Origin of the sequence: Thioalkalivibrio sp. ALE30 (assembly GCF_000377465.1) — a bacterium.
In the GTDB taxonomy this organism is placed as follows: Bacteria; Pseudomonadota; Gammaproteobacteria; order Ectothiorhodospirales; family Ectothiorhodospiraceae; genus Thioalkalivibrio.
This window is the reverse complement of the sequence record NZ_KB898175.1, coordinates 1-10,747: the sequence shown is the minus strand read 5'-3', so window position 1 is coordinate 10,747 and position 10,747 is coordinate 1. Positions and strand designations below refer to the sequence as shown.

The following is a 10,747-nucleotide window of genomic DNA, read 5'->3' as shown; positions in this document are numbered from 1 at the left end:
CCATGGGCTCGCTGCAGGCATGGCTTGGTGCCCGGCTGTGGGATCAGTGGAGCCAGCGCGGGCCGTTCGCGGCGGCGATGTTTCCGCTGTCGCTGGTGTATGCCGGGCTGGCCGAGTGGAACCGTCAGCGCCAGGAACAATTGCGGCGCGACATCACCATCCCGGCCAAGGCGGTGATCGTGGTGGGGAACCTGACGCTGGGTGGCAGCGGCAAGACGCCGATGACCGTCTGGCTGGCCAAGCGTCTGCGTGCCGCCGGGTATCGGCCGGGCATTGTCAGCCGTGGCTACGGCGGTCGCGGGGACGTCGCCGGGATCGCGGTGACGGCCGATTCCGATCCGGTCATCGTGGGCGACGAGCCGTTGCTGATCGCGCGGCGCACCGGGGTGCCGGTGCAGGTGGACCGCGACCGGGTCCGCGGCGCGCGGGCCCTGACCGAGCAGGGGGTGGACGTGGTCATTGCCGATGACGGCATGCAGCATCACCGCCTGCCGCGCGACATCACCATTCTGATGGTCGACGGCAAGCGCCGCTTCGGTAACGGGCTGTGCCTGCCGGCGGGGCCGCTGCGCGAGCCCAGGCGGGCGCGCGAGCGGGCGGATTTCGTGATCGTGACCGGGGGCGAAGCTGGCCCCGGCGAGATTCCGATGGAACTGGTCCCGGCCAGCCGGCTGCTGCGGGTGGATGGGGCCGACGAGTCGCGCAAGCCCCACCGGTTTGCCCGGCGCGATGCCCACGCGATCGCCGGTATTGCCGATCCAGAGCGCTTCTTCCGTACCCTGGAGGCGGCGAAGATCGGTATCATTCGACATCCGTTTCCCGACCATCATCGCTTCCTGCCGCACCAGATCCGCTTCGATGACGAGTTGCCGGTTCTGATGACCGAGAAGGATGCCGTAAAATGCCGGTCGTTTGCGCAGGACAATCACTGGTACTGGCCGATCGCGGCCCGGTTGCCAACCACTTTCGAGCCGGCGCTGCTCGCGCGTCTGGAGACCGTCAGTCGGCTCAAACACCTGGGGTAATGCATGGACAAGCGTCTGCTCGATATTCTGGTCTGCCCGGTCACCAAGGGTCCGCTGAAATATGACCGCGAGAACCAGGAGCTGATCTCGGTCTCCGCCGGGCTCGCCTATCCGATCCGCGACGACATCCCGGTGATGCTGGAGGACGAGGCCCGCGTGCTCTCCGAGGACGAGAAGGAACGCTGGCGCGAGGCCTGAGTCGCCGCATGACGGGCTTCGTCGTGGTGATCCCGGCCCGCATGGCCTCCAGCCGGCTGCCGGACAAGCCGCTCGCGGCGGTCGCCGGGCGCCCGCTGATCGCGCATGTGATCAGCCGGGCCCAGGAGAGTGCCGCGGGCCGCGTGATCGTGGCCGGGGATGACGAGCGCATCCTCGCGGTCGCGCGCCAGTGCGGGGCCGAGGCCTTCCTGACCGATCCCGCGCTGCCCTCGGGCACCGACCGCATCGCCGCGGTCGCGGCCGCCGAGGGCTGGGGGGACGAGTCCATCGTGGTCAACCTGCAGGGCGATGAACCGCTGACCCCGGGACCATTGCTGGATGACCTGGCGGCCCTGCTGGCGCAGACCCCGCAGGCGGACATGGCCACCCTCGGCGTGCCCATCCGCTGCGCACAGGACCTGGCGGACCCCAACCAGGTCAAGCTGGTGACCGACCGCAGAGGCCGGGCGCTGTACTTCTCCCGTGCCCCGATCCCCTGGGATCGCGAGGCCCACCGCGCCGGGCAGGTACCGGCAGTAGAGCAGGCCACCCGCCACCTGGGCCTGTATGCCTACCGCGCCGGGTTCCTGCGGCGTATGAGCGCCGAGCCGCCGGCCCCGCTGGAAGAACTGGAGCAGCTGGAGCAGCTGCGCGCCCTCGACATGGGCGCGTGGATCCAGGTCGGCCGCCGTGCCGAGGCCCATCCGCCCGGCGTCGATACCCCGGAAGACCTGGACCGCGTCGACGCCTTCCTGTCCGGGCGCACCCGCGCCTGATCCCCGCCCGCGGACTCAGTTCGAGCGCAGGCCCGCCTGCAGGCTGCGCGCCAGGGCCTGGCCGTCGCGGGTCGCGGCGTCCGGGGAGGGGCTGAAGGGTTGCAGTGTGGCGATCACCCGGTGCTCGAGGGTGGTGTCGCTGTTGGTCGGTTCCGGGTCGATGTAGCCGTGCTCGCCGAGCCATGCCTCCAGGCGCTCGCGCGTCGCGCTCTGGAAGCGCTTGACCGCGCCCTGTTCCAGTTCCCGGACCAGGGCCTCGGCGTCTCCGTCCACCTGCGTGGCCAGTTCACTGACTGCTTCGATAAAGGTATCGCTGATCACGCCGGAGCCCTCCAGCGCGGCACGGTCCACGGGGCGCCCGCGGCCCTGGCGCCAGGCGCGCAGCCAGGCGCGCGCGCCCTCGACCCGGGCCGCAAGCTGCTCGCGCCGCGCCGGGTCCCCCAGGAGTTCGGCATCGGGCCCGCGCAGGACGGTCTCCAGCGTGCCGATGCTGTCCACCCCCAGGGTGAGCAGCCGGTGCAGGGCGTCAAGGTCGTCGCGCAGCAGATGGAACGGGTGGATCCGCGCCGCATCCTGCCACGGGTCGATCGCGGGCACGCCGAGCGTGGTGGCGTAGTCCTCGGGGCGGGCGTCGCCCGGGCTCGGGATCGCCAGGCGTTCGGGCAGGGCCAGGTCACCGGCATCGGTGATGGCGTGCTGGGCGCCGCGCACGGCCGGCAGGTCGATGATCCGCACCGTGGCGTCCCGGGCGGACCAGTAGCGCGCATCCTCGGGCTGGGCCGTAAGATAGAAGACCTGCCGATCATCCTCCTGTGCCAGTAGCTGGAGGCTTTCGGCGACCGCGCGGAAGCGCTCGGGGTCGGCGGTGCCCAGGGCCTCGTCCAGGAACAGTGGCAGGGGCGTGCGCCCGCGTTCGGCCTCCAGCGCGAAGGCGATGCGCACGGCCAGCACGAGCTGCATGCGCGTGCCGCTGGAGAGTTCCGACAGGCCGCGGGTGTCGCCACTGGCGGTCTCGCGCGCGCCAAATGGCGTGGCCGTCTCGCCGGGGCTGAACAGCAGCTCGTATTGATGGCGCGTAAAACGCTGAAACCAGTCACGTGCCCGGCGCAGGGCAGCGGGCTGCGCGGTCTCTTCGTGCTCGATGGTGACCTGGTCCAGCAGAAACTGGCCCGCGGTGGCGAACAGGGCCTCGTCCAGACGCGTGTCCAGGGCGTCGCGGGCCTGGGCCCACCGGGCGCGCGCGGTCTCCAGTGCGCGATCCCGTCCGGCGCGGTCGATCTCGGTCTCGATGCGGGTGATTTCGCGGGTGAGCTCGTCGCGCTGCTGCGCCTGGTGTTCGCATTCGGCCAGCGCTTCGCGCAGCGCCGCCTCGGCGTCCTGATCGACCAGCGCCAGCAGGTCCGGTTGTGCCTCAAGGTGACGGCTGCGATCGCCTTCGCGGGCGCGGACGTCGCGCAGCTCATCCTGCAGGCGCTGCCATTCCGGCCGCAGCCGCAGGTGTTCGCGCAGTCCCGCTTCGTCATCCTCTTCCAGCCCGGCCCGGGCGTACAGTTCGGTGACGCGTGCGCGCGTGGTGTCGGCCTCGACTTCCAGGCGCTCGAGCTCGCGCTGCGCCTCGTGCTGTTCGCGGCGTGCCTCGTCCCGATCCTGCAGGCGGCGGGCCAGCCGTTCCAGACGCTGCGCCAGGGCGTCGGCCGTGGGCTGCGCGTCCTCCGGGGCGGCCGCGTACGCGTCCAGGAACCGCACCAGGGCCGTGCGCAGTTCGTCCATACGGGCCGTCAGTTGCTCCTGCTCGCCCCGGGCCGTGGCCTCGTCGCGACGGGCGCGGTCCAGTTCCGCGCTCAGGTGGATCCAGCGCTGCAACGAGGCATCCAGACACTCGGGGTCGAAGCCGACCGCCGCGGCCGTCTGGCGCAGTTGTTCCCGAGCAGCTGCCAGCGCGTCGTGCTTCTCCTCCAGTTCACGCTCCAGCCGGGTGCGGCGTTCGGCCGCGTGGCGGTCGGCCTCGGCTGCGCGCAGTTCCCGTTCCACGGCCTCCAGGCGTTCACGCACCGCCTCCGGCGTCCAGGCCGAGGGTGGCTCGATGCCGGTATCGCGGTAACGCGCCTCGGCCGCCTGGCGCGGGACGGCGTCGTGGTTCGGTCGTGCCAGTATCCAGCCCGACCAGGCCACGGGGAGCGCCAGGACGAGGAAGCCCCAGTGGACCCACAGGGCCGCACTCCCGATGGCCGCCGCAGCTGCGGCCAGGGCCGTGATCCGCGCCGCTCGGTGCAGGACGGAGTTCGCCGGCGGGCGCGGGGCGCCGAGCCAGTGCAGCAGTTCGTCCCGTGCGCGGCGCAGCGCCTCCGGGTCGGGCCGGTCGGGGTCGGCCGCGGGCAGGCCGGCCAGTTCGTCCTCGCGGCGGCGGATCGCGGCCTGCAGCTGGCGCTGGGTTTCGAGGGCCTGTTCCGTCGTGTGGACCGCGGTCGGGTCCAGCGTCGGGACGGCAGCCGGGTCGGCGCCCAGAGCGTCAGCTGCCGAGGCGACGGCCGAACGGGCGGACTGCAGCTCGCGTGCGGCCTGGTCGGCGCGGCTCTCCAGTCCCTGCAGTTCGCGTACGCGGGCGCGCGGGTCGTCGAACGCGGCGGCTTCCAGGGGGCTTTCGGACAGTCCACTGGTATCCAGCTGGTCGCGGGCCGCATCGAGCCGGGCCTGGGCCTGCTGGCGCTCGTGGTCGAGGCGGCGCAGCGTCTTGCGCAGCTGTTCCAGGCTGTCCAGTTCGTCGCCGCGCAGCCGGGCCAGGCCCTCCGGGAAGGCCGCCAGCCGGGTCTCCAGGGACTGGCGTTCGCGGCGGGCCTCCAGCAGCTCCAGGGCGCGTTCGTACTGGGCCGCCGCGTCGCTGGCCCGCTGTGCGTCCTGGCGCTGCGCCTCCAGTTCGGCGAGACGTTGTTCGTCCTCCTGCAGGGCGCGCTGTTCGCGCGTGCGCTGGCGCAGCTCCTGCTCGGCGGTGGCCAGGGCCTGTGCTTCGTTGCGGGCATGAGTGGTCTTCAGGGCCAGGGCGGGGTCCGCGCGCAGGGCCGGGAGGTCGTAGCCGCCGGCCAGTTCGCGCGCCAGCCAGTCGCCGATCGCCCGTTCGGTCGCGTGGTCCGCGGCCAGCAGGTCCTCGATGTGCAGGGTGTAGCAGTCGATGAAACGATGATCCGGCAGCGGCGGCGGATCGCTGCGCTGGCCGTCGCGCAGCCAGTAGAGGTCGGTGCCGACGCGCTGCGCCTCGAAGCTGCCCTGTGCGTCGTTGAAACGGGCCGCGACCTGCACGCCCCTGTTGCGCTGTTCCTGTGGATAGAGGGCGGCGCGCAGGCCGCGCAGCAGGCTGGACTTGCCCGAGGCGTTGGGGCCGACCACGACGTTCACGCCCGGTCCCAGGGCCTCCAGCCGGAAGCCCGGATGGATGCCGGGGAGGCGGTGGATGTCCAGGGATTCCAGCTTCACTGGTCGCCCTCGCGCTGCAGCAGCAGGCGGTCCAGTGCGTGCAGGGCCGCGGCCTCCAGGGTCGCCGCGAGCGCGGTGTCATCCGGAGCCTCGCGTCCCAGGGCGCGGTAGTGCGGGGCGCGGGTTATCTCGGCGAGGGGCTCGCGCGCGGCGTCCAGCAGGGCGCGGCGCGCTTCGCTGTCCGCCCCCTGCAGCAGCAGAAGCTTGCGCGCGAGCAGGGCGGCCGGGTCATTCCCCGCGGCCAGCGCCTCGAGGTCCACGGCCGGCTGGGCCTCCAGGCGCCAGTCGTGGACGAAGTACAGGCGATCCCCCAGGGTCTGCACCGTGGCGCGCGGATCGTCCGCATGCAAGACACGCTCCAGTGCCGCGCGCTGGTCGCTGCGGCCGGTGAATCGCAGCCGGCAGCCGACCGCCCGTGGCCGCTGCGGCCATTGCTCGATTTCGGTGTGCAGGCATTCCAGGGCCTCGGTTACGCGGTGATGGATGTCCGCGGCGACGTCCAGGCCGTCGACCGGGATCTCCAGGGTGTCCCAGTATAGCGGTGCCAGCGGGACCTGCTGGATGGAGAGCGTGCCGTTCGCGGCCAGTTCCAGCTGCCAGGGGCCGTGGCGCCCGGGCTCGCCCGGGTCCATGCCGGTCAGGGAGCCGAGGTAGCCCATCGGGCGCGGCGCGGCGAGGGCGTCGGGGCGGTGGATATGGCCGAGCAGCCAGGCCTCCACCGGGGCCGCCTCCAGCGCGCTGCTGCGCACCGGTGCATGCGGGCTGCGCATCTGGTCACGATCGCAGTGCAGCAGACCGAGGGTGGGGCAGTCGACGGGCTCGGGAAAGCCGGCCTCCAGTGGGCTTTCGCTGACGCGCGCCTGCGGGAATGACCAGCCGGCGATACGCGCGCGACCGCCCTCGCGGCTTTGAAGCTCGCGGGTCTCCCACTGACCACCGGCGCCCAGCAGCTCGAACGCCGGCAGGGCGTGCGCGAGGCGCGGGAGCACCTGGACATCATGGTTGCCGGCGACCCCGAGGACGCGGATGCCGGCAGCGGTCAGGCGCTGAACGCCTTCGCGCAGGTCGCGGTAGGCCTCGAAGAAGTCGTCCTCCTGTTCCACCACGTCGCCGGCCAGCAGGACGGCGTCGACCGGCTGTTCCAGCGCGTAGTCGACGCTGCGCCGCCAGGCCGCCGCGGGGCCGAGCGCCGCAATGCCGACCGCGTCATCGACCGCGGGCGGGATGCGCGAGGGCTGACGGCCCAGGTGGATGTCGCCCACGCACAGGAGCTTCATGGGCGCAGGGAGGCAGTCGGGATCATGGCGGCAGTTTGGAAGAATCGCGGGGCAAAGCCAATCCCGGATCGCAGGATGGGCTCCTTCATCGGTTCTGCCCCGTGGGAGCCTGCTTGCAGGCGAAGCCCTGCCAGAGTCGGGCGCGGGCAGGGGCTTCGCCTGCAAGCAGGCTCCCACGGGTGTGGTGGTGTCCCCCCTGTAGGAGGCCAGCCCCCTGGCCGATTGAGCGCTGGTAAGCCCAATCGGCCAGGGGGCTGGCCTCCTACGGAAGGCGGTGCAGGGTCAGGTGGGGATGCCGAGTTGGCGGGGCAGCTGGCCGAGACGCCCGAGGGTCAGGCAGGGGCGCGGCTGGCCGTGCTCCCAGGGCAGGGACGCCGGGTTGAACCAGGCGGCGCGAAAGCCGGCCTGCAGGGCACCGAGGACATCCGCGGTGCTGTCGTCGCCAACGTGCAGGATGGCGTCGGGTTCGACTCCGGCCTGCTCGCGGGCCTGGTGGAAGATGCGCGGGTCGGGCTTCGCCGCACCCGCTTCGCCTGCGGCGATGGCGAAGTCGAAGTGCCGCCCGAGGGGGGTGCGGAATACGTCGGCATTGCCGTTGCTGATTGCGCCCAGACGGAAGTGGCGGGCCAGGGTAGTCAGCACGCCCGCGGCCTCGGGGTAGGGCGTGACCTCGTTGCGCGCCTCCCAGAACACCTGGAAGCCTTCACCCGACAGACGCTCCGGGCAGCAGCCACAGGTCTCGGCCAGTTCGCGCAGCCAGCGCTTGCGCAGGCGGGTCAGGTCGTGGCGCTCGTGGTCGGGGGCCGCGCGCATGAAGGCCGTGCGGGACTGGATCAGGGCGTCTGGATCAAAGCGTTCGCAGACCGCGGGGGCCTGTTCCCGCAGCCAGGCGTAGAAGCGCGCCTCGGCGTGGTGGATGACCGGCATCACCGGCCACAGGGTGTCGTCGAGGTCGAACGTCAGGCAGCGGATGCGGGTCGGGTCGAGTGGATGTGACCGGGACGGTCCGCTGATGGGAGAACGGTTCATCCACGCAAGGGTAGCGCGGGCACCGTACGCAGCGGTTATATGGCCGATGTCGTTGGGGATACTTCGGGCGTGGCGGACTGATAGGGTGTTTCCTTCGGACAGCAAAGCCGACTCGAGGAGGTGGTTCGGGATGCGACAGCAAGGGGATGCGGCCGTCTGGCCGCGCTACAGCCTCGCGCAGCGGGTGTTGCACTGGCTGGTGGCCGTGCTGGTGCTGGGGGCGCTGGGGCTGGGCGGGACCATTGGCTGGTTCGGCTTCGAGGGTCTGCAGGCGCGCTTTGGCGAGGCGGCGACCAACACGCTCTATACCTGGCACAAGAGTTTCGGGGTGCTGATTCTGGTCTTGATGCTGGTGCGGATCGGACTGCGCCTGCGGCGCGGCAAGCCGGGGTATGCGGTCGCGCTGGCTCGCTGGCAGCGGATGGGTTCCGAGGCCGTGCACGGGCTGTTGTACGTCCTGCTGATCCTGATGCCGGTGATCGGGTGGTGGGCGACCGCGGCCGGTGGCTACCCGGTGCAACTGGGGCCGCTGATCCTGCCGGGCCTGTTCCCGGAGAACGAGGCATTGTCGGAGACGCTGTTCGCCTGGCATCAGGCCCTGGGTCGGGTGACCCTGATCCTGGTGGCGGGACATGTGGTTGCCGCGCTCTACCACTGGCGCATTCGCCGCGACGGGGTGATGCAGCGCATGACCTTTGGGCGAGGCCGATCCTGATCCCGGCATACCGATGACGCGGTGGCTGCTGACCCTGGTGGCGCTGAATGCGGTCCTTCTGGGCCTGGAGATTCCGCGCCATGCGGGGCTTGCGCCGTACGGGCTGGCGTGGGAGGCCTTGCTGCTGGTCGGCCTGTTCGCGCTGTTGCCGGCGGGCCGGCTTGCGCGGGGGCTGGCCTGGCTCGTTGCTTCGGTGCTCCTGATCCTGGTGGTGCTGGCGTTGTTCGATGCCCTGACCCGCGCGAGCCTGTCCCGGCCGTTGAACGTGGTGCAGGACTGGGTGCTGCTGGACGCCGTCTACCGCCTGGTGACCGGCAACTTGGGCGCGCTGGCGACCGGGCTGCTGGGGGTTTTCCTGGTGACCCTGCTGGTGGCGGTCATCTGGGGAGCCGGGCGGGGGCTCGGTGCCCTCGCGGCGCCTGCGGGGGGCGGTCGTCGTGTTCCGCTGGCCATCGCCATCGGGGCGTTTGGCGTCGGTCTGGGGGGCGTGCTGGCCGCCGAGCGCGGAGCAGCACCCCCGGGAACGGCTGCGCCGGGTACGGCGATGATCCAGCAGCAGGTCGCGGCGGGGCGGTCGGCCCTTGCCGAGAACCAGCGCTTTCGTGCCCTCCTGGAGGCGACCCGCGAAGAGGCCGCTGCGGTAGCTCTTCCGGGACTCGCGGGGGTCGACGTGATCCTCGGGCTGGTGGAGTCCTATGGCGTCTCCGCCGTGTTCGACGCGCGCTACGCGCCGGTCATCGTGCCCGCGCTCGACCGGCTGGAAGAGGACCTGGAGGCCGCGGACCTGCACGTGGTGAGCGGCGTACTGGAGGCGCCGATCGCGGGCGGGCAGTCCTGGCTGGCTCATGCCTCCCTGCTATCCGGCCTGCCGGTGCGCTACGCCGGACACTACGACGCGCTGCAGGACACGCCGCGCGACACCCTGGTGCAGGACTTCCAGGCGACCGGCCACCACACGGCGATGCTGTCCCCGGCCATCCAGCTCGACTGGCCCGAGGGACGCTGGTTCGGCTGGGATCGGATCGTGGACAAGCATGGCTTTGACTACGCCGGCCCGCCGTTCTTCTGGGTGACCATGCCGGACCAGTACACCTGGTCGTTCTTCGAACAGCAGGTTCGGTCGCCTTCCGATGCACCGGTGTTCGCGATGCTCGCGCTGGTCAGTTCGCATGCGCCGTGGACCCCCATCCTGCCGGTCCTGGAGGACTGGGAGGGCATCGGGGATGGTGAACGGTTCCACGAGTGGGCGGGGAGGGGGCCGGAGCCGGAGGTGCTCTGGCGCGACTTCGACCGGGTGCGCGATTTCTACGCGGAGTCGGTGCGCTATTCGCTGGAGGTGACCGGGGACTATGCGGCACGCTATGCGGACGAGGACACGCTGTTTTTCCTGCTGGGGGATCATCAGCCGGCGGCGTTGATCACCGGGCAGGACGCCAGTTGGGCGGTGCCGGTGCATGTGATCTCGGGCGATCCAGAGTTGCTGGAGCCGTTCCGCGCGCGCGGCTTTGTGTCGGGGATGCAGCCGCCGTCCGAGTCTGCCGAAGAAGGGTTTGATGCCCTGCGAGGCTGGCTGCGCGACGCGTTCGGTGCGTCATCCAAAGTGGACGGGTGACGCGGCTTGTCCGCCGTTGGCCGAGCGCCTCGGTTGCCCGGCCCCATCAAGACCCTGTTTCGGCATCGGGTGTATCCGGAGACTGAACCGCCCCGGGTTTCCCGGAGACCCGTTGGTTTGGGTCACGCTGCACGAACGGACCCCTGAAGTGGTTGATGGTACTGCGCTTCGATCGTTGCCGGCGGTCGATACCCGTTGGATTCCAACAGGCGTCGCCGGTTGAACCAGTCGACCCACTGGAGCGTAGCCCACTCGACGTCGCGTCGATCGTTAAGACGTCCCCAGTAGGCCCGGACCTCGGTCTTGTACAGCCCGTTGAGGGTCTCCGCCAGGGCGTTGTCGTAGGAGTCACCGACCCGGCCCACCGAGGGCTGGAGCCCGGCTTCTCCGAGGCGGTCGGTGTAACGCACCGATACGTACTGCACGCCGCGATCGCTGTGATGGATGGGACGCGGCGTGCCCTGTCCCATCCGGGCCTGCAGCGCCTGTTCCAGCGCTCCCAGCGTCAGGTCGGTGCGCAGGCTCCGACTGACGCGCCAACCCACGATGCGGCGGGCGAACGCATCGGTGATGAAGGCCGTGTAGACGAAGCCCTCTCGCGCCGTGGGCATGTAGGTGATATCCGCCACCCACAGGGCGTTCGGACG

At 71.0% G+C, this 10,747-nt stretch carries 9 protein-coding genes; 5 read left to right on the top strand and 4 right to left on the bottom strand.

The features are described from left to right. Positions 1–2 precede the first annotated feature (2 nt). From lpxK to kdsB, 3 genes are read left to right on the top strand one after another with little or no spacing between them, the layout of a single operon-like run. Positions 3–1,025 (top strand): tetraacyldisaccharide 4'-kinase, encoded by a 1,023-nt coding sequence (gene lpxK, locus D107_RS0111250; protein ID WP_018881496.1) that lies wholly within the window; start codon positions 3–5, stop codon positions 1,023–1,025. Positions 1,026–1,028: 3 nt separating this feature from the next. Beyond that, complete coding sequence (locus tag D107_RS0111245; RefSeq protein WP_018866918.1) at positions 1,029–1,223, top strand: Trm112 family protein; 195 nt, start codon at positions 1,029–1,031, stop codon at positions 1,221–1,223. An 8-nt stretch (positions 1,224–1,231) separates the two neighbouring features. Continuing rightward, positions 1,232–1,999 carry a 3-deoxy-manno-octulosonate cytidylyltransferase gene (gene kdsB / locus D107_RS0111240; protein WP_018881495.1) on the top strand — a complete coding sequence of 256 codons (768 nt, stop codon included), beginning with the start codon at positions 1,232–1,234 and terminating at the stop codon, positions 1,997–1,999. A 15-nt stretch (positions 2,000–2,014) separates the two neighbouring features. Here the strand turns inward: kdsB and D107_RS0111235 are convergent, their stop codons facing one another. The 3 genes from D107_RS0111235 to D107_RS0111225 form a co-directional block, all read right to left on the bottom strand. Beyond that, entirely contained in the window at positions 2,015–5,467 is a 3,453-nt protein-coding gene (locus tag D107_RS0111235) for an AAA family ATPase (protein ID WP_018881494.1), read from the bottom strand. Then, positions 5,464–6,744: a metallophosphoesterase gene (locus D107_RS0111230; protein WP_018881493.1), complete on the bottom strand. Its 1,281-nt coding sequence runs from the start codon at positions 6,742–6,744 to the stop codon at positions 5,464–5,466. The genes D107_RS0111235 and D107_RS0111230 overlap by 4 nt, the downstream gene beginning before the upstream one ends. A 282-nt stretch (positions 6,745–7,026) precedes the next feature. Continuing rightward, positions 7,027–7,773: an HAD family hydrolase gene (locus tag D107_RS0111225; RefSeq protein ID WP_018866914.1), complete on the bottom strand. Its 747-nt coding sequence runs from the start codon at positions 7,771–7,773 to the stop codon at positions 7,027–7,029. A 130-nt stretch (positions 7,774–7,903) separates the two neighbouring features. Here D107_RS0111225 and D107_RS0111220 point away from each other — a divergent pair, with 130 nt between their 5' ends. After that, positions 7,904–8,488: a cytochrome b gene (locus D107_RS0111220; protein WP_018875781.1), complete on the top strand. Its 585-nt coding sequence runs from the start codon at positions 7,904–7,906 to the stop codon at positions 8,486–8,488. Positions 8,489–8,501: 13 nt separating this feature from the next. After that, positions 8,502–10,100, top strand: coding sequence for a hypothetical protein (locus D107_RS0111215; protein WP_018881492.1), 1,599 nt, complete (start codon positions 8,502–8,504; stop codon positions 10,098–10,100). 122 nt (positions 10,101–10,222) lie between these two features. Here the strand turns inward: D107_RS0111215 and D107_RS13355 are convergent. Then, positions 10,223–10,747: IS3 family transposase (locus tag D107_RS13355; RefSeq protein ID WP_018881491.1), on the bottom strand; the 525-nt coding region annotated here is incomplete at its 5' end.